This window comes from Lysinibacillus sp. SGAir0095, assembly GCF_005491425.1.
GTDB lineage: Bacteria > Bacillota > Bacilli > Bacillales_A > Planococcaceae > Ureibacillus.
Window position 1 is genome coordinate 240,280 of the sequence record NZ_CP028083.1, and the last position, 24,574, is coordinate 264,853.

At 37.0% G+C, this 24,574-nt stretch carries 24 protein-coding genes and 1 rRNA gene; 18 read left to right on the forward strand and 7 right to left on the reverse strand.

Annotated features, from left to right (window positions below; all coding sequences use genetic code 11):
* Nucleotides 1–48: 48 nt before the first annotated feature.
* On the reverse strand, nt 49–840 hold the full coding sequence (locus C1N55_RS01095; RefSeq protein WP_370452562.1) for a serine/threonine protein kinase: 792 nt from the start codon (nt 838–840) through the stop codon (nt 49–51).
* Between the two features lie 387 nt (nt 841–1,227).
* On the opposite strand from C1N55_RS01095, the gene C1N55_RS01105 reads away from it, so the two are divergent.
* Nucleotides 1,228–1,650 (forward strand): MarR family winged helix-turn-helix transcriptional regulator, encoded by a 423-nt coding sequence (locus C1N55_RS01105; RefSeq protein ID WP_137727111.1) that lies wholly within the window; start codon nt 1,228–1,230, stop codon nt 1,648–1,650.
* A 64-nt stretch (nt 1,651–1,714) separates the two neighbouring features.
* Nucleotides 1,715–2,872, forward strand: a complete 1,158-nt coding sequence (locus tag C1N55_RS01110) for an MFS transporter (protein ID WP_137730484.1) — start codon at nt 1,715–1,717, stop codon at nt 2,870–2,872.
* A gap of 110 nt (nt 2,873–2,982) precedes the next feature.
* On the opposite strand, the gene C1N55_RS01115 is transcribed toward C1N55_RS01110, so the two are convergent.
* The 3 genes from C1N55_RS01115 to C1N55_RS01130 all read right to left on the reverse strand — a co-directional run bounded on the left by C1N55_RS01115 (nt 2,983) and on the right by C1N55_RS01130 (nt 6,369).
* Complete coding sequence (locus C1N55_RS01115) at nt 2,983–4,635, reverse strand: sodium:solute symporter family protein (RefSeq protein WP_137727112.1); 1,653 nt, start codon at nt 4,633–4,635, stop codon at nt 2,983–2,985.
* 33 nt (nt 4,636–4,668) lie between these two features.
* Nucleotides 4,669–4,971 (reverse strand): DUF4212 domain-containing protein, encoded by a 303-nt coding sequence (locus C1N55_RS01120; protein ID WP_137727113.1) that lies wholly within the window; start codon nt 4,969–4,971, stop codon nt 4,669–4,671.
* Between the two features lie 771 nt (nt 4,972–5,742).
* Nucleotides 5,743–6,369, reverse strand: coding sequence for a hypothetical protein (locus C1N55_RS01130; RefSeq protein ID WP_168193766.1), 627 nt, complete (start codon nt 6,367–6,369; stop codon nt 5,743–5,745).
* A gap of 375 nt (nt 6,370–6,744) precedes the next feature.
* Between C1N55_RS01130 and C1N55_RS01135 the strand changes: the two genes are divergently transcribed.
* The 3 genes from C1N55_RS01135 (at nt 6,745) to C1N55_RS01145 (ending at nt 8,696) form a co-directional block, all read left to right on the forward strand.
* Nucleotides 6,745–7,236: a hypothetical protein gene (locus C1N55_RS01135; RefSeq protein WP_370452563.1), complete on the forward strand. Its 492-nt coding sequence runs from the start codon at nt 6,745–6,747 to the stop codon at nt 7,234–7,236.
* A gap of 161 nt (nt 7,237–7,397) precedes the next feature.
* Nucleotides 7,398–7,886 carry a DinB family protein gene (locus tag C1N55_RS01140; RefSeq protein ID WP_137727117.1) on the forward strand — a complete coding sequence of 163 codons (489 nt, stop codon included), beginning with the start codon at nt 7,398–7,400 and terminating at the stop codon, nt 7,884–7,886.
* Between the two features lie 276 nt (nt 7,887–8,162).
* Nucleotides 8,163–8,696 (forward strand): DUF2179 domain-containing protein, encoded by a 534-nt coding sequence (locus tag C1N55_RS01145; RefSeq protein WP_137727118.1) that lies wholly within the window; start codon nt 8,163–8,165, stop codon nt 8,694–8,696.
* 125 nt (nt 8,697–8,821) lie between these two features.
* On the opposite strand, the gene C1N55_RS01150 is transcribed toward C1N55_RS01145, so the two are convergent.
* Nucleotides 8,822–9,451 (reverse strand): DUF1643 domain-containing protein, encoded by a 630-nt coding sequence (locus C1N55_RS01150; protein ID WP_137727119.1) that lies wholly within the window; start codon nt 9,449–9,451, stop codon nt 8,822–8,824.
* Nucleotides 9,452–9,799: 348 nt separating this feature from the next.
* Between C1N55_RS01150 and C1N55_RS01155 the strand changes: the two genes are divergently transcribed.
* Nucleotides 9,800–10,516, forward strand: coding sequence for a TerC family protein (locus C1N55_RS01155; protein WP_137730485.1), 717 nt, complete (start codon nt 9,800–9,802; stop codon nt 10,514–10,516).
* Nucleotides 10,517–10,555: 39 nt separating this feature from the next.
* Here the strand turns inward: C1N55_RS01155 and C1N55_RS01160 are convergent, their stop codons facing one another.
* Nucleotides 10,556–11,746 (reverse strand): PucR family transcriptional regulator, encoded by a 1,191-nt coding sequence (locus tag C1N55_RS01160; protein ID WP_137727120.1) that lies wholly within the window; start codon nt 11,744–11,746, stop codon nt 10,556–10,558.
* 410 nt (nt 11,747–12,156) lie between these two features.
* Between C1N55_RS01160 and C1N55_RS01165 the strand changes: the two genes are divergently transcribed.
* The 4 genes from C1N55_RS01165 (at nt 12,157) to C1N55_RS01185 (ending at nt 15,498) form a co-directional block, all read left to right on the forward strand.
* Complete coding sequence (locus tag C1N55_RS01165) at nt 12,157–12,375, forward strand: hypothetical protein (protein WP_137727121.1); 219 nt, start codon at nt 12,157–12,159, stop codon at nt 12,373–12,375.
* Nucleotides 12,376–13,162: 787 nt separating this feature from the next.
* On the forward strand, nt 13,163–13,918 hold the full coding sequence (locus C1N55_RS01175; RefSeq protein ID WP_137727123.1) for a DUF2087 domain-containing protein: 756 nt from the start codon (nt 13,163–13,165) through the stop codon (nt 13,916–13,918).
* Between the two features lie 28 nt (nt 13,919–13,946).
* Nucleotides 13,947–14,291, forward strand: coding sequence for a GIY-YIG nuclease family protein (locus C1N55_RS01180; RefSeq protein WP_137727124.1), 345 nt, complete (start codon nt 13,947–13,949; stop codon nt 14,289–14,291).
* A 175-nt stretch (nt 14,292–14,466) separates the two neighbouring features.
* Nucleotides 14,467–15,498, forward strand: a complete 1,032-nt coding sequence (locus C1N55_RS01185) for a zinc-binding metallopeptidase (RefSeq protein WP_137727125.1) — start codon at nt 14,467–14,469, stop codon at nt 15,496–15,498.
* 182 nt (nt 15,499–15,680) lie between these two features.
* On the opposite strand, the gene C1N55_RS01190 is transcribed toward C1N55_RS01185, so the two are convergent.
* Nucleotides 15,681–15,998: a thioredoxin family protein gene (locus C1N55_RS01190; protein WP_137727126.1), complete on the reverse strand. Its 318-nt coding sequence runs from the start codon at nt 15,996–15,998 to the stop codon at nt 15,681–15,683.
* Nucleotides 15,999–16,271: 273 nt separating this feature from the next.
* On the opposite strand from C1N55_RS01190, the gene C1N55_RS01195 reads away from it, so the two are divergent.
* The 8 genes from C1N55_RS01195 to C1N55_RS01230 all read left to right on the forward strand — a co-directional run bounded on the left by C1N55_RS01195 (nt 16,272) and on the right by C1N55_RS01230 (nt 24,444).
* Complete coding sequence (locus C1N55_RS01195; protein WP_137730486.1) at nt 16,272–17,237, forward strand: M23 family metallopeptidase; 966 nt, start codon at nt 16,272–16,274, stop codon at nt 17,235–17,237.
* A gap of 208 nt (nt 17,238–17,445) precedes the next feature.
* Complete coding sequence (locus tag C1N55_RS01200; RefSeq protein ID WP_137727127.1) at nt 17,446–17,973, forward strand: YceI family protein; 528 nt, start codon at nt 17,446–17,448, stop codon at nt 17,971–17,973.
* A gap of 257 nt (nt 17,974–18,230) precedes the next feature.
* Nucleotides 18,231–19,214: a ring-cleaving dioxygenase gene (locus C1N55_RS01205; RefSeq protein ID WP_137727128.1), complete on the forward strand. Its 984-nt coding sequence runs from the start codon at nt 18,231–18,233 to the stop codon at nt 19,212–19,214.
* An 18-nt stretch (nt 19,215–19,232) separates the two neighbouring features.
* Nucleotides 19,233–19,826 (forward strand): NADPH-dependent FMN reductase, encoded by a 594-nt coding sequence (locus C1N55_RS01210; RefSeq protein WP_137727129.1) that lies wholly within the window; start codon nt 19,233–19,235, stop codon nt 19,824–19,826.
* A 381-nt stretch (nt 19,827–20,207) separates the two neighbouring features.
* Nucleotides 20,208–21,146, forward strand: coding sequence for a ring-cleaving dioxygenase (locus C1N55_RS01215; protein WP_137727130.1), 939 nt, complete (start codon nt 20,208–20,210; stop codon nt 21,144–21,146).
* A 12-nt stretch (nt 21,147–21,158) separates the two neighbouring features.
* Complete coding sequence (locus C1N55_RS01220) at nt 21,159–21,770, forward strand: flavin reductase family protein (protein ID WP_137727131.1); 612 nt, start codon at nt 21,159–21,161, stop codon at nt 21,768–21,770.
* Between the two features lie 13 nt (nt 21,771–21,783).
* Nucleotides 21,784–22,392, forward strand: coding sequence for an alpha/beta hydrolase (locus tag C1N55_RS01225; RefSeq protein WP_137727132.1), 609 nt, complete (start codon nt 21,784–21,786; stop codon nt 22,390–22,392).
* Between the two features lie 497 nt (nt 22,393–22,889).
* A 16S ribosomal RNA gene (locus C1N55_RS01230) occupies nt 22,890–24,444 on the forward strand.
* The last annotated feature ends 130 nt before the right edge of the window (nt 24,445–24,574 follow it).

Below are 24,574 nucleotides of genomic sequence, written 5' to 3' on the forward strand. Positions count from 1 at the left end.
AAATGGAAGAAGCAATACGTAAAACTTGCAATAGAAAAACACAAACTACTACATGATTGTGTTTTTGTTGTGACTATCAATTGGAATCTTTTCTAGAGCGTTTTCAGCACTTGAAAATGGAGGTCGTATTAATAGCAATCTTTCCAGATAATCAGTAACTTCAGCTGGAAGCTGTAGCTCTTCTTGCCAACTTCTTTCTTTCTTTGTGGTTGGAGTGTATGTAGAATACAGTAAAAAAAGCAGAAAATGCCCAATAAAATAAAGATCACTAATATGATTTTCTGCTCGTTTCGGGTTGTTTATTGCATCGAATTTCATCTCTTTTTTCAGGAAAGCCGCTAAACCAAAATCGATAATGTTAAGTGTGTGATTCTTTATTAATATATTTGGAATTCGTAAATCCCGATGGACAATCCCTTTATTATGGAACTCTATAATGATTTTAAGCAGTTCCTTCGTAATTTGGAGCGATTGTTCAAGTGAGAACGATTGCCCATCTTGAAAAATAGCCTGTTCAAAGGTCTTTCCCTCTATATAATCCATAATATAAAATGGGATATCTTCAATTTCCCCATACGTAATTAGAGCAGGCACATTTGGAAGCCCAAATTCTTTCAGTATTTTTATTTCCTGCTCAAATTTTTGCCGTATGCTTTTTTTATGTCGGTGCTTTGTTTTCATTCGTTTCAACACATATTTATGAGTGGTGGAATCTTCTAGCAAGTAGGCAACCCCGTAAGCTCCGACACCAATTTCTTCAATAAATAGATAGGGTGTTTCAGTTGCAATATAGTCTTTTACGAGCTGATCATATTTCTTTTCGGAAAAGTATTGAAGCACCATTAGCTACTGAAAAAGCTGCGGGAACTTCTAGAACCGAAAAAGCCAGAGCTGCGTTTATAGCCTTTTTTATAATGCCTATGACCATAGTAATTATGTTTGTTAGAATAACTTCTACGGCTACTTGAAGAGTGACGACGTTTTCCATGACCACTACCTAATAATCCTTTTATAATCTTATCAAACATATTATCTGTCCTCTCTAATAGAAAGTATTTTTGTTGTATTTTTCTTTATATTTATTATACGTATAAAAATGAAAGAAGTTTCATCGGCTGTATATGTTTTTCAAAGGGGAAATAGTGTATGGAACTATAGACAGCATGACATAGAAGGTGTACAGTAAAATAGTTAGTTAGGGTAACTATCTATTTAGGAGGATTTAAAATGAACGATATGGAACCAACACTTTTTGATAGCTATAGAGACTTATATAGACCCTATGTAAATTCAGTGAACAATCGATTAGCAAAGCATCAATTATATACATCACAGTGGGTAGTTTTACGTTTGATCAAAATTAGAAAGTCATGTACCTTAGCTGAATTGGCAAAAGAAACGCGAGTTGAAAAGCCAAGTGTTACGCGTATTATTCAAAAGCTGATAGAGCTTGGGTACGTCGAAATTACCGCTGGAGACGATAAAAGAGAAAAAATTGTCCAACTAACGCTACTTGGTTTTGAGGTATATACATCGATAGAGCAAGAGTTATCTACATATTTAAACGAGCTGACGGAAGGCATTAATAAGGCGGATTTAAGGATTGCTCGGGATGTACTAAGTCAAATTCTGGAGAAGTTATTGAAGTAAGTTAGAAAAAAGGAGAGGTAAGACGGTGGATATAAAAGAGCCATTATGGACCAGAAATTTTATCATGATTTCTTTGACCAATTTTCTGGTTACTTTGATATTTTATTTGTTAATTGTTGTTATTGCAGGGTTTGCAGTAGATGAATTCAGTGCATCAACAAGTACAGCGGGATTAGTTTCAAGTATTTTTATAGTTGGCTCATTATTGGGCCGATTAATTACTGGACGGGTTATTACATCAATTGGTAGTAAAAGGACCTTCCAAATAGGGTTAATTGCATTTCTCATTACTACATTTGCCTATTTTATCGCTGTAAATTTACCGTTATTAATCTTGATTCGTTTATTGCATGGAATAGCAGTAGGGATCATTGGCACAACAACAGGGACTTTAATTGCACAAATTATTCCACCAACAAGACGTGGTGAAGGAATAGGCTATTTTAGTATGAGTGCTGTACTGGCTACGGCAATAGGCCCGTTTATAGGCATACTACTCACTCAATATACCGAGAGTTTTACTTCTATTTTTATATTCAATGCTATTTTAGTAGTGATTTGTGTATTAATGTATTTCACAGTGAATTTGAATAATATAAAAGCACCTGCGAAAGCGTTGGAGGAATCGAACGAAAAAGGATTTAAACTGAGTAACTATATCGAACCAAAAGCGCTGCCAATCTCAATTATTGTGTTATTTATTGGATTTGCCTACTCTGGTGTGATGTCGTTTCTGTCATTCTATTCAGAGAGTATCAATTTAGTAAAAGCAGGGAGCTTCTTTTTCCTAGTCTATGCGATTACTATTCTATGTACCCGCCCAATCACTGGGCCGTTAATGGATCGAAAAGGGGCAAATATTGTGGCATATCCGGCTTTAGGTATATTTGCTATCGGGATGCTGTTATTTAGCCAAGCGACAAATTCGTTGCTTTTTTTAGTCGCAGCAGGTTTAATCGGAATCGGGTACGGCAACATGAACTCCATTGCACAAGCGTTGGCTGTAAAATCAACTGAGCCTCATCGCTACGGTTTAGCGACATCAACATATTTCATACTGCTTGACATCGGATTAGGAGTAGGTCCATTTATTTTAGGACTAATTGAACCTCACACAACATACCGTATGCTATTTTTAGCAATGGTTCCTGTTATACTAGTTGCTTTAGTTTTATACTATGTATTAGTTCATAAAAAGAACCGGATTCAAGAACAATACTAATTGTTCTTGAATCTGGTATTTTTATCGTTGGAAAATATCTAGTTGCTGTACACTAGCCCCTCATGGTGGTTAAGTCCTCTTCCTGCGTTATGAAGTAGCTTGTGCTTTTCCTATTCTTCCATGTAGACATCGCCGTCTTTATAAGTCATTTGTTCAGGGTATCTCAGGTTGACAACAGCATCTTGAATTTCTTGTGAAGGTGGTTTTGTTGCAAGGGAGACAATGATGTTAGTTGCAAATGCTGCGATTGCACCGAATACACCAGCACCTGTATCAATAATACCTAAAATCGTAAATCCGCCATATTTTGCAGCGAATATATACGTTAAGGTTACGGCTAAGCCGACAATTAACCCAGAGATTAAACCTTTTGAATTCGAACGCTTCCACCATACCCCTAATACTAAGGCAGGGAAGAATGTACCTGTTGCTATTGCGAAGGCCCAAGCAACAATTTGCGTAATGGCTCCAGGTGGATTCAAGGCAACTAAACCAGCTAGAAGTGTGGCTACAACAATTGTGATACGTCCCACATTTAAACGTTGTTTATCAGTCGCTGTTGGTCGTAAAACTCGATAGTAAATATCATGTGCAAAGGCCGAAGAAATCGCAATTAATAAACCCCCTGCAGTTGAAAGCGCGGCAGCCATTGCACCAGCAGCTACTAAACCGATAACAAATACACCTAAGTTTGCTATTTCCGGAGTTGCCATTACTACAATATCGTTTGCAATAATTAACTCATTCCATTGCAGGATTCCATCTGCACTTGTATCGGCTACTTTTAAAAGCCCAGTGTCTACCCAAGTTTTCGTCCATGCAGGAAGTTCAGCAATTTTACTGCCAGCCACTTGAGTCATTAAGATAAACCGAGAGAATGCTGCATAAGCTGGTGCAGAGAAGTATAGTAATCCGATGAATAATAATGCCCAAGCACCTGACCAACGTGCAGCTTTCATCGTTGATACTGTATAGAAGCGAGCGATTACGTGAGGAAGGCCTGCTGTACCGGCCATCAATGTAAACATAAGTGCAAGGAATTGCCACTTGGTTCCTTTTTCGAACGGTGCAAAGTATTCTGATAGACCCAATTCTCGATCGAGTTCCCCAAGCTTACCGACAATTTCACCATAAGATAGCCATGGTAGTGGGTTGCCAGTGATTTGTAAAGACATAAAAATAACAGGTACAAGATAGGCAACGATTAAAACAATATATTGTGCTACCTGTGTCCATGTAATCCCTTTCATTCCGCCAAAAGCCGCATAAATCGCAATTAGGACGACGCCAATCATTGTTCCTAACTTCGCATCAATTTCGAATAATCGACCAATTACAACCCCAGATCCAGATAATTGACCGATGGAGTAGGTGAAACTAATAATCATCGTACAAATGGCTGCTATGATAAGTGCGGTTTTACTCTTGTAACGGTCACCGATAAATTCAGGAACAGTATAACTTCCAGACTTTCTAAGTTGTGGAGCTAATAAGAAGGTTAGAAGTAAATAACCACCAGTCCAGCCCATAATATAAGCTAATCCATCGTAGCCGAGCATCATTATTGTTCCGGCCATACCGATAAAGGAAGCAGCACTCATCCAGTCCGCACCGATTGCCATCCCGTTCCAAATTGGTGGAACGCCTCGGCCGGCAACATAAAATTCCGAAGTTCCTTTTGCCTTATTAAATACTGCAATAAAAATGTATAAAGCAAATGTTGCCAAAATTATTGCCATTGAAGTAATAAACTGTGTATCCAATAACCATCCCCCTTTATCTTCATAATTCAGTTATTAATGATCGACAGTCGAATTTCGCCCAATTGATTCGTTTTTGTTATGATCGATTCCGTACTTTTTGTCGATTTTATCCCCTACAATGGCATTAACAAACAGTAAGATAATAAACACGGCCAAAGCACCTTGTGCTCCCATGTAATAATGTAATGGAAATCCGTTAAAGTAAATATCACTTAAAGGTTCGGCAAATAACACGACACCATAAGAAACAATTGCCCAAATAATAAAGTAAATTATCATATAGGTATTTTTCTCTCGAAAGTACGCATCTGCTTTGCTTTTCTCAATTTTTTTCACTAGATCACCCCTGTTTTCGATTTCCTAAACCGTCGTTGTAAGGACATTATGGTAACTTCCTCTAAATTAAGTTTCCCACTTCCTTTTTGATAGGATTATATTTTTACTTTGCCCAGAAGTAGACAAAGGAAAAATGAAGAAGAAAGATGACTAATTGGAACGGTGATAATGGACTTTGAAATAAGAGGTTAGATTGTGAGTGTTTACTGTAGGCTAAAAATGAATTTTACGGTATCAAAAAATGGAGCCGGAACGAGTATGATTTCAACCAATATGTAAAGTACAAGAGCTACGAGAGGCACTGCTAGAAATGCAAAGCGCTTTTTTCTCAACGCGATAAATAAACAAATTCCTGTTAGTAAAAGAAAAATGTATAAAATGGCCCTAACCTCCTTCATCTTCGACAGCGGATTTCATTATGTTAAAACGTATGAGGAAAAACAAAACAATATTATTATTTTCAAAAGAAAAAATGTTTAAAGGAGTAAAAAATAGCATATTTAATCCATTTTCGGATTGTTTGAGAACAAGCAATAAAAGCTGGCCTGATCGATTATTTGCCATAGATTGGTGGTGGGATAAGTGGTGTAATGAAAAGCTGTCGTGGCGTAATATCGTTTCGTATTTCTTATGAGGGCAATGTTGACCTAAGCTAACTGGAGGGAAATATTTCGTTGAAATGATGGTGTATTAGAACAAGAAGGAGGAAAAAGGAAGGACACGAAGAATGATAAATAAAAATTGGCCCTAAAATGATAGGCCAATTATTTCTTACAAAATATATTTACAAAAATATTCAGCCATTTCTTGATAGGTTAGGTTCAATTTTCGCATTAGACCCAAGAAGTTGGATACGACAATGTCAGCTCCTTCTGATTGTTCAAATTGGACACCGTAATCTGTTTGAAGGTAATTGGCGAAATCCCACTTTTCTGGGGAGTTCTGTTTATCACCGTTATAATAATTATCCATTTCACTATATAAATCTTCAAAAAATTGTTCAAATAACTCGCTTCGTTCCACTAAATATCGATAAGTACTACTATTTGACGGAACTTTTGAGGCATATACATCTCTTGTAACAATTTGAATAATATCTTCCTCATTAATGTATTCGCTTGCGGTTTCTTCAATTACCCATATAGCTGATTGAAATAATGGATGGGATTCAAGCGTTTGAACATTTTCGATTTTTTTTCGATAAAACTTCTTTAATATAATGCCTTCATCTGAAACATAAAGAACTTCATATTGAAATGTTGTATCAACATCCCATGTATTATCTTCTTCTAAAATTGCATAGCTCTCGCCATAAAGTATATCTGTATGCATGTGAATTGGTTCAAATTCGTAATAAGTTGAGCCCTCAACGGCATAGCCAGAATACTTCAAATACACATCTTGAACGTCTCTTTTACTGGGATTCACAAGACATAAGCTGTATTTTTCCTTTGGAATGACAAATTGAAGAATAGCATTCAGCTCCTTCTAGGTTGTTAAGCCAAGTTTTAATGGCTGTTTAAGAAAAAGCGATTCGTTAAAACATATTCCGAAGATTAATTATTATTCATCATTACTGGATTTTTCTTATCTGCCCTTCCATATATGATCAAGATTCAAGTACAATTTTGTGAATTTCTCTTCTTAAACGGAAAAAGTTAAGAGTTTTTTTAAAAAATATTTATAGAAACTTTTTTTGTAGGGATAGAAAACCTAGATGGGCTCTTTTTTTCTACATAAATTGATTGTAGTTCGATAGAAAGGAGGAGTATAGTGTACCCTTTTGATTTTGATGATGATTTTCTAGATGATGATTCCCCGGGTAGAGGTCGTGGAAGAGGTGGCCGCCAACAAGGATTTCCAGGAGGTGGACTGGGAGGATTCCCAGGTATTCCGGGATTCCCGGGCGGTCCGGGAGGAGGATTTCCAGGTGGTCCAGGAGGAGGATTTCCAGGTGGTCCAGGAGGGGGATTCCCAGGAGGCGGTCCAGGTCAATTACAAGCACCAACTGCACCTCCACCAAGCTTTACACCACAAATGTCGACATTCCAACAACAAGAGTTTACTCGTAGTGGAGGAGTAGGTAGTATTAGGCGCTGCTTTTTCAGAAATACTTTTGTATGGATGAGAAATGGGAATAGTTTCTGGTTCTTTCCAATGCTTGCTTTCGGGAATCGAATTATTGGTTTCCGATGGAGAGGAACAAGGGGTTGGGTCTACGATTCCATCAACCGAAATAATATCTTGTTCTTCCAATGCTACTAATTAGTTATTAAATTATTCACACCCCCTAAAGTTCGTGTAAATATACCCCCACTTCAAAGTGAGATGCCATTTGTATCTCACTTTTTCAATATTTTTAGTTGTTCTAAGCTGAGGTGAAAAGGAATATGAAATACTAATGATATTTTTGGGGGTAATGGAAAATGGAGAGACTGCAAAAAGTTCGAGAAGAGATATTAGAATGTGTAAGTAATCTAACTGATAGCCAATTAAACGAAGTTGTAGAAGAGGGAACTTGGAGTATCGTACAAGTGTTAGAGCATTTATATATAATGGAAGAAAATGTAACAAGTCAAATGCAGCGTGCTCTTAAACAGGAGGAATTTGATGTACCTGGAACGTTCCCCCTTCAAGTTATTGCGGATCGTACAAAAAAAATCAGCGCTCCAGAATTTTTATTGCCATCCAATAATTTTTATACCTTCGATGAGTTGAAAGAAAAATTAGCTGCTTCAAGGGCATCTTTAGAAAAATTTGTCCACGAAACAAGTGATGTAGAATTAAATCAAAAAACATTTGCTCATCGACGCTTCGGCGTCTTAACTTTAAATCAATGGATATCGTTAATTGGCTATCACGAACAGCGGCATATTGGCCAAATAGAAGAAATCAAAGCTGCGTTAACAAAATAAACTTCAGCTACTAGCACTGAGCTAGTGGCTTTTTAAATGTACTTATTTCTCGTTTTGAATACAGAACTTACATAAATGGGCAAATGACTAAGGTGTTTAGATTGCTCACCTATAAAAGATTAAATCAAAAACTTTCTTAATATTTCTTACTACGAAAAACTTGAATTTTTTGACAAAATATACTTCCTCCCTAGACGACAAAAATTAATAAGAGTACAATACAGCATTATGGGTAAACACTAATAATAGTAGATAATATTTGAAAGAGGCGTTTTCATGACTAATATTATATTAATTTTAATATTGCAGCTTGTATATGTACCGTTATTAACCCTACGTACGATTTTCTTAGTAAAAAACCTTACATTATTTGCTGCTATTTTTGGGATATTAGAAATGCTTATATACGTATTTGGCCTTTCTTTAGTGTTCAATGGAGACCAAAGCTTACTCGCGATGGTTGTTTATGCTGTTGGATTTGGACTTGGAATGTTCTTAGGAACGAAAATAGAAAATAAATTAGCAATTGGATACGTTTATATCACGATTAACACACAAAATAAAAACCAGGAACTAATTGATACATTAAGAATTAATGGTTTTGCTATCACGACGTATGTAGGTGAAGGGCGAGATAGCGATCGCTATAAATATGAGATATTAGCAAAACGAAATCGCGAAAAAGAAGTATTTACACTTGTAGAAAATATTGAGCCAAAAGCATTTATCATTTCCTACGAGCCCAAATCATTTAAAGGCGGCTTTTTAGTTGATCGAATGCGCCAGGCCAAGCTAAAAATGAAGCAATAAACAAGAGCTAGGGAACAATTATTCCCTAGCTCTTGTTTTAATATAAAACAAATCCAGGAAGATTTGTTTTTTATAGATAAGATTAACTAGAAAGATTAAACTGGCAAAATAGTAGGATGAGGTAATTATTTTTTTAGTGTAAGAGGTTTGATGTTTAAGTTATATGCTTGGATAAGCTGTTGGAGTCTTTCGGTTTTGGCAGGACCTTTTGGGCAAGGGTGATAGTATTCATTATTCTCGGATTTGATGCCGAAAGAAGGGACACCGCTATCATTGATTAATTGAAGCCATTCTCTTTTTTCTTCCTCAAGAGATCGCCATCTACTTCTTTTTTCAACTCCCCAGCCAATGAGAATCCAAGGATGTTGTGTCATTTCAAACAAAGACGGAAGTGTAATGGTTGGGTATTTTCCAGTTGCTTTTAGAAGCTCAAAAAGTTCGATTGCTTCCACAGAGGCGGTATTTCTTACGTAAAATAAATTGTATATATGAAGTCTACCTTCTAAACATGTATGAGATGCTTTCATAAATTGAATCAATTGCCGCAACGTATTGTCAATTGTCGTTTCATCAGTATGTGAACCATTCATGATGAGCTTTTTTCTTGCTTCACCTTTTAGATCTGCTGATCCGGGATTTAACATAATTACGGCACCTAATGATTTACGAGAAGAACCGAATTGAATATAGGTATTTGTACGATAAACTTCCTCTCCAATTAGCTGAAAGGTGGCGATAGCTTTTACGTTTTCCACTCCCAAACCTCCATTTATACGTAGTGTTATTAATCATATTCGCAAGGGAATGGAATTATTATCCTAAATTTGCTATTATAGAAATTTTTCTAAAAAAATTACTTCTTGCAAAGAATCTGGGCTGAGGGAAGATTAAACTAAAAAAATAGTGTGATAAATGGTTGAATTTCAATGAAAGGTATATAATGAGTACTGGTAGTAATTAGATGCCATATAATTGATAAGAATAAATTCGGGGTATATCTATTATATGGATATACCTTTTTTCTATTGAGCGGCATGAATACTAATTCATAATTTGAGGAGACGAGTAAGGTGTTAGAAGAGGTATTTTCAACCTATGCTTCCATGTTCGATTGGCATATGTGGGCAAATGTATTAACGAGTTCAGAGAGCTGGGGACTGATATTGTCTTTAGCTGTCATGGAATGTATATTATCAGCAGATAACGCATTGGTGCTTTCTGCATTCGTTAAGCCATTACCTAAGGAACAGCAAAAGAAGGCTCTAATTTATGGGCTATGGGGAGCATACATTTTCCGTTTTATCTTTATCGGGTTAGGTACGGTTTTAATAAAATTCTGGCCAATTAAATTAATAGGTGCTCTTTATTTATTGTATTTAGCCATTAAATTTTTCCGTGAAAAAAGTAAGGGTCAGGATTCGGAAGAAACTGAGGCTAAACCCAAAGGCTGGTTAGTAAAAGTATTCGGTATATTTTGGGCAACGGTAATAAGTGTAGAGCTAATGGATTTAGCCTTTTCGGTAGATAGCATTCTAACCGCACTTGCCATTTCAGAACAAGTTTGGGTAGTCCTGCTTGGTGGTATGATCGGAATTCTTTTAATGCGAGGTATCGCAACATTCTTCATTACCCTGATGAATAAGGTGCCCGAATTAGAAACGACCGCCTACGTTCTGATTGTGTTTATAGCAATTAAAATGGGGCTTACGCTAGTTAATATCCATATTCCAAATGAAATATTTATTATCGTATTAGTTTTAGCGTTTATATTTACTTTCATTATTCATGCGGTTCGAAGTAAACATAGTACAGTAAATTAAATAGATAAGCGGTGAAAAAGTTTAGCTTTTTCACCGCTTTTATTTTAAAGCATTTTTTTGACTTAGAATGTCTTCGATCATTAAAGCTAAATTTAAGTTTGTCCTTGTAAATGTATGACTAAGGTTTACATCTAGCAATGATTCTATTTTTTTTATTTTATAGTTTACAGTGTTTCGATGAATAAAAAGTTTTTTACTAATCTTACTAGTGCTACCTTCCTCTGCAAGGAAAATACGTAAGAAGTGAACGAAATCAGTATTATGCAGGTGATCATACATATAAAGTGGGCCAAGCATATCCTGTTGAAACGCCTTTATAATCGATTGATCTGAAACACTCATCAGCAGTTTATAAGCACCAATTTCTTTGTATTTTTGAATGAAAGGATTTTTGTGTTGCTCAACCAAATGGATTACGGTTAAAGATTCGTTATAGCTTTTGGAGATATCCCCTGGATAAGTTGAAAAATTCCCCATGCCAATAATCAAATCCTCTTGTCCATTAATTTTGATTACATCTTCATATATCATCTCTACAGTTTTGGAAAAGGGAATATGAGCTGTTTTGACTTCTTGCCGATTTATTAAAAAAATTAATTGATTATAATGCCTCAAAGCCAAGAAGTAATTATAACGATTTTGAAATTCATAAAAAATAATTGATTCATAGCGTTGAATGCTATTTTTTGAGGATGTGGGAGTTGTACAAGTGATAACTCCCAGTTCCGAGCCCTTTGGGAATCCACGTTTTTCTAAGGATTCAATCAAAAATTTAAATTCCTCATAACGAAAAATCAAATTGTATAGAAGCTTTTCGTCTGTTTGCTGGTTATGGGCGGAATGTTGTTTTGCTGAAAGAAATTGAAAGGTGCTTTTTAGCAAGTCAGCAATACGATAATTCCACGCCATCTCAAAAATAGGGAAATTCTTTTCATTCGCGAACTTGCATATTGAAGAAGGGACATTTAAGATATATTGCCCCGTATTAATGATAAAACCTGCAGCTTTCTTCTCAAATGCTCTCATAATGAGCTCTTCCAATTGCGTAGAGCTAGAATCTAAGTGGATTCCAGTCGTTATGATGATTTCATTTGGCCGACAAAAGGGGATGGAATCAACACTTTCTATCACATTAATACCTGTAATCTGTCTGTATAGCCCATTTTCTCCTGCAATCAATGCAAGCATTTTAAATTCGGGCTCTACGATTAGTTCATTTATCGATGCCATATTAAACTTCCTCCTCATTTAGTATGTTAGAAAAATTGACGTTAGAACTATGCAATTGCACAAAAATCTTTGTAGGTAATGTCCATATTCTGTAAATGTATTTTACGTTAAAATAAGTTATAAATCTACATGTTATAAAAGTTGACGTAATAAAAAGGGGCATTTGCTGTATATATGCTATAGACTGAATATCAATCTGGAAGGATGCAGCTGAACTCAGATTAATGAGTGAAAGGGTCAAATGCTCAAAGTGGGGCCATTTAGACTCATATTATAAAGTAATAAGGAAGTTTGTATTAACTGTATAAATGCCATAGATTCTTGTTAAGAGAATTTCAAGCTATATGAATAAAAAAATCGCTAAATAATTTAAATATATTAGACTTCGAGTAGAAAAGAGGGGTGTAAGCATGTCTGAGTATGAAACGTATATGGAAGAGAAAGGAAAAATTGATAGTTACTTTGACAAAGGCTACCAAGTTATCAGTATTTTTGAAAATTTAAGTGGTACATTTGTTGATTTTGTAACTGGTGAAGGAGCGGCTGAACGTGAAGTCGTGCAACTACAATTACTTACTGCCGAGGCTAGAAAATATATCGCAACAAAGCTATTGTTCGTCAGTTATTAATTTTTGCGAGTGGTGAAGGGGGGAGTAGAGATACTTCCCTCTTTTTTATTCTTCCAAAAACCCGCCAACAATTGCGAGGTCTAAGTTTTTTGTGATCATGTTGACTTCCTTATAAAACTAGGAATGTAAAAATAATAACTAGTTTTTAGAAAAAACTGATAAATTAAGATGAGCGTGAACAAATGGAAGAGGTGAATTAATGGAAGTCTAATGCTTTAGAACTCTTTGTGTGTGTTTTGAATTCCTTCTTAATCCGAAGTTCGTGAATTTGACATATTGTGAACAATCCTAAATATAAAATAAGAAAATCCTGACAAACCGATTATTCCTGCTAAAGTTAATAGTGCTATTTTTTCTGAGTAAAGCATCCCGACACAAAACAATAGAAAACATGTGAATGCCCCAATTAGGTTAATAAGAATTTTATTTTTATTCAATGTTTAAGCACGTCCTTTTTGTCTTTGTACCTTATACGTTCTAAAGATTGTGAGGTTTCAACATAAATACAATTTCCGGTATCATCCTATCTAATTTTACGGCTTGATGAATACTAATTAAGTAAAGTAGGGTTATGCCGTCAAACATAACCGTGGATTTAGAGTAGTTAAGGACATCCTTAATTGCTCTTTTTTATTGGAGAAATATATCGAAGGTTCAGCAATTCCAACTTGACACTATACAAACGATTTGATAAATTGTTTGTAAATAGACAAACGTAATACATAATTGTTTATAAATGTAACAAATAGTTATTTCGAACGTTTGGAAAAAGAGGTGTTTAACATTTATGAGTCAATCAGAACTATTCTGGAATGCTACATTAGAGGAAATGAAGAACGGATTTATAGAAGACGCTAATCAATATACGTGTCTTCTGTGTGGGGAGCAGATAGAAAAAGGTGTTATTTACCAAAATGGGGAAGTTCTATATGAAGCTAAACGTTTTATTCGCCTGCATGTTGAACAAAAACATGGGTCTGTGTTTGAGTATCTACTCAGCTTAGATAAGAAATTCACAGGGCTAACAGAACACCAAACAACTCTTCTAAGTCATTTCTACGATGGGAAAAGCGATAAAGAAGTTCAAGATGAGATGGGGATAGGAAGCAGTTCAACAATTCGTCATCATCGTTTTGTTTTGAAGGAGAAAGAACGTCAGGCAAAAACATTATTAGCGATTATGGAGCTGTTAAAAGAAAAGGATCGAAATGCACCAGCATTTGTACCGCCGCATAAACATGCAACAATGGTGGATGATCGTTATTCCGTTACGACAGATGAACAAACCAAAATACTAGAAAAATACTTTACCAAAGGGCTAAATGGTCCAATAGTAAAATTCCCTCCAAAAGAAAAGCAACGTATTGTCATTTTACGTTCGATTGTCGAAAGATTCGATGCAGCAGCTATTTATACGGAGAGAGAAATGAATCTTATTTTAAAAGAAATCTACGAGGACTTTGTAGTACTCAGAAGATACTTGATTGAATATGGATTTTTTGACAGAAAAGCAGATGGTAGTGCTTATTGGGTAAAAAAATAGAAAAATTAACAGAGAGGGAGTGTGAGCCATGGATCGAAAAAAAGAATTGAAACAGCAATATCAAGAAATTGAGATCATTGCAGGGATTTATCAAATTAAAAATAATGTTAATGGAAAACTGTTTGTGGAAAGTACAAGAAATTTAAAAACGATCAATGGGGTTAAATTTACCCTTAACAACAGTACGCATATAAATAAAGAACTTCAGTCGGATTGGAATGAGTTTGGCAAGGATGCGTTTTCCATTGAAATTCTAGAGATGTTGAAAAAAGATGAGAATAATCCAGATTATAATGAAAAAGAAGCCTTAAAAGCGATGGAACAAAAATGGTTAGATCAACTAAGTCCATATGGGGAAAATGGATATAATTAAAAATCAAGAAAAAGTGCACGCCTAGAAAAAGGTTGTGCGCTTTTTATGTCGATAAGTATGAGTTTATTAAGGAAAATGTAATAAGAAAGCGACAAAAACATTTGGATTTTTATTCATTTCAAATGGTTAATTTTAGTAATATATAGTGACGTTATGAAAGGAGGCGAGTACCTTTTTGAGGCTTTTCCACTTTCTCTTAGTTGCCTTCGTTGTGCTTTTAGTAGGTTGTGAAGAGTCGGTGGAAGAAAATCCAGTTGTCATGATATATGCCAAACCAGCGATTGAAGCCAGTTCAGTTAAAGAGGTTTCAGAAGATGAGCTATTAGAATTGGAGACTTCCAGTGACGAGATAGAGTTATTGAATGTTTGTTATAGTAATGAAATCTATATTGAAAAAGAAAATACATGTTCGTTAAAGATGGAATGTAATGATTATAGCTCCTGTATTGAATGGGGGAATCAAGTAGTTGCAAATCTTGAAGCTGATTATGGGTCGCTAGTTTATGAAGAATCTGTTGCAACTGGGAACGAAGGGATAACCTTACTCGCTAGTTATAATGTTGATCATGAAAGAGAAAAGATTTATACGGAGCAAGAAGTGACTGATGAAGTACTGGAATATCATTCGAATCTTTGGTATAGCTTTAGCTGGCTGATTCCAGAAGAATATCGAAAAGAGATTAATCAATTTGAAGTATTCGAAAGTGGTGATACGCTCGCCTATGTGTCATTACACGATAGATATGGGCGATTTTGGACTTTGGGGATGAATAATGAGGATATTGAACTTGCTTCTGAAACGCTTGTTACATATATACATGAATTCGCACACTTTCTCTCCTTAAATCAGAGTCAAATTGATTACTGGGTACCCCAAGAGCGATGTGATTCGTTATTTTTGAAGGATTCAGGTTGCTTTTATAAGAATGCCTATTTAAGTGATTTCTATAAGCGTTTTTGGGAGCAGGGTGGCCATGGTAAAGTAGAGGACTTTTATGTTTCGAAGTATGCGATGTATTCACCTGAAGAAGATTTTTCAGAATCCTTTGCCCATTTTGTCCTTACAAAAGCACCTAGTGGACAAAATATAAGGGAACAAAAGCTTTTATTTTTTTATGAATATGAAGAGCTGGTACAGTTAAGATCGGAAATTTTAGCACGGACTGCAACATGGCTTGTTCGAAGTGCTCTAAAAGTACAAGAGTAACTTACAATCAAATAGTATGTATTATATAAAGATGCGAAAAACCCCCTTCGCCTATTGCGTCGGGGATGTTATTTTCTGCAGCCATCTTAACGAATTTATAGTGGGGAGCGTATTTTAAAAGGCGCTCTTTTTAATGACTAATTGTCTAGTTATAATGCCCGCAGATTTAAAAATCATGATTGTTATTTTAAACCATCAATAAATGCTTCAATCTCTTCTTGAGTTTTGCGATCCTTACTTACAAAACGACCTGTCTCTTCGTTATTATTATAACCGATGAAACTTGGAATGCCGAATACGTCAAGCTGGATACATAAATCAATGAAATCGTCCCGATCTACTTTTACAAATTTATATGTTTCTGCATATTTCTCTTCGATTGTTGGCATAACAGGATCTATGAAGCGACAATCTCCACACCAGTCTGCTGAAAACATGAAGATTGTTTTTCCTTCTGCTTTTAACTGCTCAAATTGTTCGATTGATTGTAAATTTTCCACGGTAACTCCTCCTCTACATTTTTACCTCATCTTACCATAAAGATGTTTTATTTCCTATAAGCTAACTATGGAATGACAAAAACTTCTTCAAATAATATGCCACAATTGGACCAAAATATTAACGTTAGAAAACTTGGTTAAATCAAAGTCATCTATTTAATATTATCCTATTTGAACCAAATATTTCAGTGCTTATGGTTTAAAGAATTTCGGACATGCTAAAAAAAAGGAGGTTTCAATTTGGTTCGGCATTTGATTCCGTGGTTTATATTGATGTTTATTATTAGTGCATTCATTTCTGATGTCGTTAATGCAAATGAAGCACCTTCTAGGGAACAAATTATAGAACAACGAATGTCTATGTATGTGCAATTTCAAGATCACATTGTTCCATGGTATAATTTGGCTGCTATCGATCAATATGAGCGAAATATTCAAGCGGTTAGACCTGACATTCCCAAAAGGGAAAGCACTGTTGCCATTCAGTTTTCTAATGAGTATTGGGTTGGTGCGCTAAATCCGCAGCAAGAAGATACCTCGCCTTTTTCAATTGAGTATTTTGGTGGATTAGGGCTTGATGGGAATGGTGATGGGATTGCGAGTCGTGATGATGATGAAGATATAATGTTTACGATGGCTAATTATTTAAGTAAATTTGGACCGACAGAAGAGGATTTCAAACTAGCTTTATACGAATATTACCAAAGTGAACAGGTAGTAAATCAAATATTAACCATTAATAAAATGTATAAACATTACGATACAATCGATTTAGATACACATGTTTTCCCAGTTCCTGTACGCGGATACAATTACAGCTATAAAGGAACGTGGGGTGCCAATCGTGGCTGGGGCGGAAGACGTATACATGAAGGTACAGATATATTTGCAGGTTATAGTACGCCTGTAGTTTCGACATCCTATGGTGTTGTAGAAATAATGGGATGGAATGAATTTGGTGGTTGGCGAGTAGGTATACGAGATAATCACAATACGTATCATTACTTTGCTCATTTAGCTTATTTCAATAAAGATTTAAAAGTTGGAGATATTGTAGAACCGGGAATGCTCATTGGTGGTGTTGGCAGCACGGGTTATGGGAAAGAAGGAACTTCTGGGAAATTTCCACCACATTTACATTACGGAATGTATAAATTTAATGGCCGTACTGAATGGGCATTTGATCCATATCCATCGCTTACTCAATGGGAGAAATTCTCGAGACAGAAAAAGAAATAAAAATGAGGTTGCTCTAATGTGGGCAACCTTTTCTCTTTAAAAAATTTTCAAACCTTATTGACAAGGAAGATGAAACTATGTTAAATTTATCTCGAATTAAAGATAACTTAATTCTAAGTATTACATGAACATGTTAATAAATTAGTTAATAAATTATTTTTTTAATATAATATCTCGATTTCGAGATAAAAAACGGAGGAAAATTAAAATGGCAAATTGGACAGTAGATCAATCTCATTCAAGCGTTGGTTTTGAAGTAAAACACATGATGGTTTCAAAAGTGAAAGGGTCTTTTGATGCTTATACTGCAGAAGTAGAAGCGGCAGATCTTGCTGACTTAACTACAGCTGCAATTGCATTTAAATTTGATGTAGCTAGCATTAACACGCGTAGCGAAGATCGCGACAATCACTTAAAGGGTGAGGATTTCTTTGATACTCAAAACTTCCCTACAATTGATTTTAAATCTACAAGCATCACAAAAGATGGAGATGACTACAAAGTAACTGGTGATTTAACAATCAAGGGAGTAACAAAACCAGTAACATTTGATGTAGAGTATGGCGGTAAAGGAAAAAATCCTTGGGGCGTAGAAGTTTATGGTTTCGAAGCAGAAGCTAAAATCAACCGTGAAGAGTTCGGTTTAACTTGGAACGCTGCTCTTGAAACGGGTGGCGTATTAGTAGGAAAAGATATTAAAATTAAAGTTGAATTAGAAGTTAACCCGGCTGCCTAATTTTTTTGGCTAATAAGAGAGCAATTCATATTTTGGATTGCTCTTCTATTGTAATAATGGAATTAATGAGAAACATTATCATTGACTCTGGTTCAGGTAGATGGTATTATTATCTCGAATTGAAGATAATTCATTTTGAAATTTAAGGTTTTTGAATAATATTGAAGAACAAATCCATAATAATGATAGAATTTTGAGTAATAAATTTTTTTAAATAATTATCTCGATTTCGAGATAATTTTATAGGAGGAATAAACATGGATGAATTAAAAGGTCTCCATCATGTAACGGCGATTACAAGCAGTGCGGAAAAGATATATGACTTTTTTACTTATACATTGGGTCTCCGATTAGTAAAGAAAACTGTTAATCAGGATGATATAAAGACGTACCACTTATTTTTTAGTGATGACGTTGGAAGTGCTGGAACAGATATGACATTCTTTGATTTCCCAGGTATTCCTAAAGGGGTCCACGGTACAAATGAGATTTCTAAGACGTCGTTTCGCGTACCAAACGATGCCGCTATTGAATATTGGGAAAAACGTTTTAACCGTTTAGAAGTCAAGCATACGGGAATTAAAGAGCAATTCGGTAAAAAAGTCTTGGGATTCATTGATTTTGACGATCAACACTATCAATTAATCTCAGATGAGTTCAATGAAGGAGTGGAATCTGGAACACCGTGGCAGAAGGGGCCGATTCCTTTAGAATATGCGATTACTGGTTTAGGACCAATCTTTATTCGTACTTCCTATTTTGATTATTTTAAAGAGGTTCTAGATAAAGTCTTCTTTATGAGAGAGGTAGCAGAAGAAGGATCCTTCCACTTATTCGAAATGGGGGAGGGCGGAAATGGTGCACAAGTAGTTCTTGAGTACAATACAGTCCTCCCGCAAGCTAGACAAGGATTTGGAACAGTTCATCATACAGCTTTCCGTGTAAATGATCGAACGGATCTAGAAGCATGGCAACAAAGATTGCAGGAATTTAAATTACCGAATTCGGGATTTGTAGAACGTTACTTTTTCGGTTCCTTATATTCAAATGTAGCACCATCCATTTTATTTGAACTAGCAACAGATGGCCCTGGATTTATGGGGGATGAACCGTACGAAACACTAGGTGAAAAATTGTCTTTGCCACCATTCTTTGAAGATAAGCGTGAACAAATCGAAAAATTAGTAAGACCAATTGATACAATTCGTAGTACAAAACACTTTGAAAAGGAATATGAATAAGGAGGTGACTATAAATAAATGGGGTTTTTAAATAAATTATTTGGTAACAAACAAGAGGAGGAACAAACAATGACAAAATTAAACATTGGTATTATTTTAGGATCAACTCGTGAAGGACGTGTTAGCCCTCAAGTAGGTGCATGGGTAAAAGAATTGGCAGACAAACGCGGAGACGCAAACTATACAATCATTGATATTGCCGATTATAAATTACCATTCTTAGGTGAAGCTGGAGCTGATCATTCAGGTATCGCAGCATGGTCAAAAGCAGTTGGAGAACAAGACGGTTTCGTATTCATCACGCAAGAATACAACCACTCAATCACAGGCGCTCTTAAAAACGCATTAGACTTACTTCGTGAAGAATGGAACAACAAAGCGGCTGGTATCGTATCTTACGGTTCAGTAGGTGGGGCGCGTGCAGCAGAACACTTACGTGGAATTCTGGGTGAATTATTAGTAGCGGACGTACGTGTACATCCAGCATTATCATTATTCACTGACTTTGAAAACGGTACTGACTTCAAACCGAAAGAAGTTCAAGCTGATTCTGTAAACCAAATGTTAGACCAAGTGATTCCTTGGGCAACAGCTTTAAAAACAATTCGCTAAAAGAAAAGTGGAAGGTGCTCGTCCAGCTTCGAAAACAACTGGAGAAATCGACCAAAGGACGCTTTTTGTCCTTGCAGGCGATTTAGAAGTTGTCGAGGAGCTAGCACCTGCAGCTAGACAAAAAGAAAAGCGGAAGGTGCTTGTCCAGCTTTGCGTCTTGTGGCAATGTCGACACTTGCACATTCTCTTCATGCGGAAAAATCGACCAAAGGACGCAATAAGTATATAGCTTACAAATTACAACATGTGCACAAGATTTGTGTACATGTTTGTAAGTAAGTGCAAAATAAACTTTCAGGTATGAGGTTTGAGCAAATCAATTAAATGCATTGAGGGATGTGCTCAGATTTTATGCTTACGTAAATATCGGAGGGAAATCTTATGAAAAAACATACAACAGGGATACACCACATCACTGCAATTGTAGGGCATCCACAGGAAAACATAGATTTTTATGCAGGTGTACTAGGATTAAGATTGGTTAAACAGACGGTTAACTTTGATGATCCAGGAACGTATCACTTATATTTTGGTGATAAAAGTGGAAAACCAGGTTCAATTATAACGTTCTTCCCTTGGGCAAATGCTTATCAAGGTAGAATTGGTGATGGTCAAGTAGGTGTAACTACTTATGTGGTACCATCTGGAGCGATGGATTTTTGGAGAAATCGCCTAACTAAATTTGATGTCAATTATATAGAAGCGGAACGATTTGGAGAAACCTATCTTCAGTTTGACGACCCTCATGGTTTACATCTTGAAATTGTTGAGCGTGAAGAGGGAGAGTTGAACCCATGGACTTTTGGGGGAGTATCAGAAGATGTTGCTATCAAAGGGTTTGGTGGGGCTGTTTTATACTCGGCACGTCCCGATGAAACTGCTTCAACATTAGTAGATGTGATGGGTCTTGAAGTGGTAGGTACTGAAGGGGACTATACTCGCTTTAAAGCAACAGCTGATATCGGAAATGTTATTGATGTCAAAATGACAACAGGGATTCGAGGGACTATGGGCGTTGGTACAGTCCACCATATTGCATGGAGAGCTAAAGACAATGCTGATCATAAGGAGTGGCAAGAATATGCCATGAATCATGGTCAACATGTAACTGATATAAAGGACCGTAATTACTTCAATGCGATTTACTTCCGTGAGTCAGGAGAAATCTTATTTGAAATTGCTACGGATCCTCCAGGCTTTGCTCATGATGAGTCCTATGAATCAATGGGTAAACAATTAATGCTGCCAGACCAATATGAGCAAATACGTGATCGCTTGGAGAAGTCTTTAATTCCAATTGAAGTAAAACCCCTTGACTAAGGAGTGATAAGCATGATTTCTATAAATCCGAATACAATTAGTGAGCATGCAATCTCCAAAATATTGAAAGGTACAATCATTCCACGACCTATTGCATTTGTAACGACAATCTCTGATGAAAAGATTGTTAACGGTGCCCCGTTTAGCTACTTTAATATTGTAGCTGCATATCCTCCAATGATTTCATTATCGATTCAACGAGAGGGTGGGAACATAAAGGATACTACTAGAAATATAAAGTTTAATGGGGAATTTGTTGTTCATATCGTGGATCAAGATAACGTAGCCAAGGTAAACGAAACTGCTGCCCCCCTCCCTTATAATGAAAGTGAACTGGAACTGGCCGATATGACTCAAGTTCCAAGTGAAGAAATAAGTGTTCCAGGTATAATGGAAGCAAAAGTGAGAATGGAATGTAAACTAGTCAAAACTGTTCCTTTGGAGAAAAACAATCATATTGTTTGTGATCTACTTATTGGTGAAGTGGTTCATTTCCACTTAGATGAGGGTATTTATGAAACAAATGGTCGAATTACAGCTGAAAAACTAAATCCAGTTAGTCGTTTAGCAGGTGCTGAATATGCAAAATTAGGAGAGTTTTTTTCTATTGAAAGACCGAAGTGATTAATGGAGGGTAATTATGAAACATATATTTAAAAAAGGTACTAATCCATCTAAACCGGTGCTACTTTTATTGCATGGTACAGGCGGAGATGAAAATGGTTTACTGGCTTTAGCGGATATAGTAGATCCAGAAGCTTCCGTACTAAGTGTTAGAGGGAATATTTTAGAGAACGGAATGCCCCGTTTTTTCAGACGTTTAGCAGAAGGTATATTTGATGAAGAGGATTTAATCTTTCGTACAAAGGAATTGAATCAATTTTTAGATGATGCATCAAAGGAATATAGATTCGATCGTCAAAACATCGTAGCTATAGGATATTCGAATGGAGCAAACATCGCAGCGAGTCTTTTATTCCATTATAAAGATGCTTTAAAGGGAGCGGTTTTACATCATCCAATGGTTCCGAGACGCGGAATTGAATTGCCAGATTTAAAAGATGCTAAGGTATTTATTTCTGCTGGTACAAACGACCCGATTTGTCCGCAGCAAGAATCGTTGGAACTCAAACAAATTTTAGATTCGGCAGGTGCGTCGGTAGAAGTACATTGGGAAGACCGTGGGCATCAACTAACAATGACTGAAGTTCAAGCAGCTAAACGGTGGTACGAACAAAATTTATAAGTGCAATGCGTAGGTGTAGTTTGCCTACGCTTTTAATTTGCTATTTGAATTTTCAATTTCTCCTCCTTCAAAAGTGAATGTAAAAAGGGAGGGGTATAAAAATGATTTTATATAGAAAGAAAGTTAACTTATTCTTTTTTCTTAAAAGTGTTGACAAGTATTGTTGAGGAATGTAATATTGTAAAAGTCGCTACGGTGACGTGAAGGAAATCTTAATTAATATCAAAAAAAGTAATTGACTTTGATTGGATAAGTTGTTACTATATAAAAGTTGTCTCAAATAACCGTTGAAAATAATTTGAAAAAAGTTGTTGACAAAAATGGTGAGATTTGATAAATTATAAAAGTCGCTGTTGAAAAATAGCGAAAGATATGAACCTTGAAAACTGAACAACAAAACGTTAATGAACATAGTTTCTTCTATTAATTTAGGGAAACGAAATTTTGGACATCAAAATTGATGCCAGCAAGAAATTTGAGCTAATCAAATTTTCTCTTTTATGGAGAGTTTGATCCTGGCTCAGGACGAACGCTGGCGGCGTGCCTAATACATGCAAGTCGAGCGGACTTGATGGGAGCTTGCTCTTTGTCAAGTTAGCGGCGGACGGGTGAGTAACACGTGGGCAACCTGCCCTATAGTTGGGGATAACTCCGGGAAACCGGGGCTAATACCGAATAATACATTTCATCTCCTGTTGAAATGTTGAAAGATGGTTTACGCTATCGCTATAGGATGGGCCCGCGGCGCATTAGCTAGTTGGTGAGGTAACGGCTCACCAAGGCGACGATGCGTAGCCGACCTGAGAGGGTGATCGGCCACACTGGGACTGAGACACGGCCCAGACTCCTACGGGAGGCAGCAGTAGGGAATCTTCCACAATGGGCGAAAGCCTGATGGAGCAACGCCGCGTGAGTGAAGAAGGTTTTCGGATCGTAAAACTCTGTTGTAAGGGAAGAACAAGTACAGTAGTAACTGGCTGTACCTTGACGGTACCTTATTAGAAAGCCACGGCTAACTACGTGCCAGCAGCCGCGGTAATACGTAGGTGGCAAGCGTTGTCCGGAATTATTGGGCGTAAAGCGCGCGCAGGTGGTCCTTTAAGTCTGATGTGAAAGCCCACGGCTCAACCGTGGAGGGTCATTGGAAACTGGGGGACTTGAGTGCAGAAGAGGAAAGTGGAATTCCAAGTGTAGCGGTGAAATGCGTAGAGATTTGGAGGAACACCAGTGGCGAAGGCGACTTTCTGGTCTGTAACTGACACTGAGGCGCGAAAGCGTGGGGAGCAAACAGGATTAGATACCCTGGTAGTCCACGCCGTAAACGATGAGTGCTAAGTGTTAGGGGGTTTCCGCCCCTTAGTGCTGCAGCTAACGCATTAAGCACTCCGCCTGGGGAGTACGGTCGCAAGACTGAAACTCAAAGGAATTGACGGGGGCCCGCACAAGCGGTGGAGCATGTGGTTTAATTCGAAGCAACGCGAAGAACCTTACCAGGTCTTGACATCCCATTGACCGCTATGGAGACATAGCTTTCCCTTCGGGGACAGTGGTGACAGGTGGTGCATGGTTGTCGTCAGCTCGTGTCGTGAGATGTTGGGTTAAGTCCCGCAACGAGCGCAACCCTTGTTCTTAGTTGCCATCATTTAGTTGGGCACTCTAAGGAGACTGCCGGTGACAAACCGGAGGAAGGTGGGGATGACGTCAAATCATCATGCCCCTTATGACCTGGGCTACACACGTGCTACAATGGACGGTACAAACGGTTGCCAACCCGCGAGGGGGAGCTAATCCGATAAAACCGTTCTCAGTTCGGATTGTAGGCTGCAACTCGCCTACATGAAGCCGGAATCGCTAGTAATCGCGGATCAGCATGCCGCGGTGAATACGTTCCCGGGCCTTGTACACACCGCCCGTCACACCACGAGAGTTTGTAACACCCGAAGCCGGTGGGGTAACCCTTTTGGGAGCCAGCCGTCGAAGGTGGGACAGATGATTGGGGTGAAGTCGTAACAAGGTAGCCGTATCGGAAGGTGCGGCTGGATCACCTCCTTTCTAAGGATATTTAACGGAATGGTTGACCTTTTGGTCAAACCAACATTAACGTTTTGTGTTCAGTTTTGAAGGTTCAGCAATGAATTTTCAAATTGTGCTCCTGCCGCGAAGAAAAGCTAGGAAGTAATTC

Bases quoted from the DNA above. Each gene is read 5' to 3' on its own strand.
- C1N55_RS01105 (WP_137727111.1), top strand. From the start codon at position 1,228: ATGAACGATATGGAACCAACACTTTTTGATAGCTATAGAGACTTATAT.
- C1N55_RS01110 (WP_137730484.1), top strand. From the start codon at position 1,715: ATGATTTCTTTGACCAATTTTCTGGTTACTTTGATATTTTATTTGTTA.
- C1N55_RS01140 (WP_137727117.1), top strand. From the start codon at position 7,398: ATGGAGAGACTGCAAAAAGTTCGAGAAGAGATATTAGAATGTGTAAGT.
- C1N55_RS01145 (WP_137727118.1), top strand. From the start codon at position 8,163: ATGACTAATATTATATTAATTTTAATATTGCAGCTTGTATATGTACCG.
- C1N55_RS01155 (WP_137730485.1), top strand. From the start codon at position 9,800: ATGTTCGATTGGCATATGTGGGCAAATGTATTAACGAGTTCAGAGAGC.
- C1N55_RS01160 (WP_137727120.1), bottom strand. From the start codon at position 11,746: ATGGCATCGATAAATGAACTAATCGTAGAGCCCGAATTTAAAATGCTT.
- C1N55_RS01165 (WP_137727121.1), top strand. From the start codon at position 12,157: ATGTCTGAGTATGAAACGTATATGGAAGAGAAAGGAAAAATTGATAGT.
- C1N55_RS01175 (WP_137727123.1), top strand. From the start codon at position 13,163: ATGAGTCAATCAGAACTATTCTGGAATGCTACATTAGAGGAAATGAAG.
- C1N55_RS01180 (WP_137727124.1), top strand. From the start codon at position 13,947: ATGGATCGAAAAAAAGAATTGAAACAGCAATATCAAGAAATTGAGATC.
- C1N55_RS01195 (WP_137730486.1), top strand. From the start codon at position 16,272: ATGTTTATTATTAGTGCATTCATTTCTGATGTCGTTAATGCAAATGAA.
- C1N55_RS01200 (WP_137727127.1), top strand. From the start codon at position 17,446: ATGGCAAATTGGACAGTAGATCAATCTCATTCAAGCGTTGGTTTTGAA.
- C1N55_RS01205 (WP_137727128.1), top strand. From the start codon at position 18,231: ATGGATGAATTAAAAGGTCTCCATCATGTAACGGCGATTACAAGCAGT.
- C1N55_RS01210 (WP_137727129.1), top strand. From the start codon at position 19,233: ATGGGGTTTTTAAATAAATTATTTGGTAACAAACAAGAGGAGGAACAA.
- C1N55_RS01215 (WP_137727130.1), top strand. From the start codon at position 20,208: ATGAAAAAACATACAACAGGGATACACCACATCACTGCAATTGTAGGG.
- C1N55_RS01220 (WP_137727131.1), top strand. From the start codon at position 21,159: ATGATTTCTATAAATCCGAATACAATTAGTGAGCATGCAATCTCCAAA.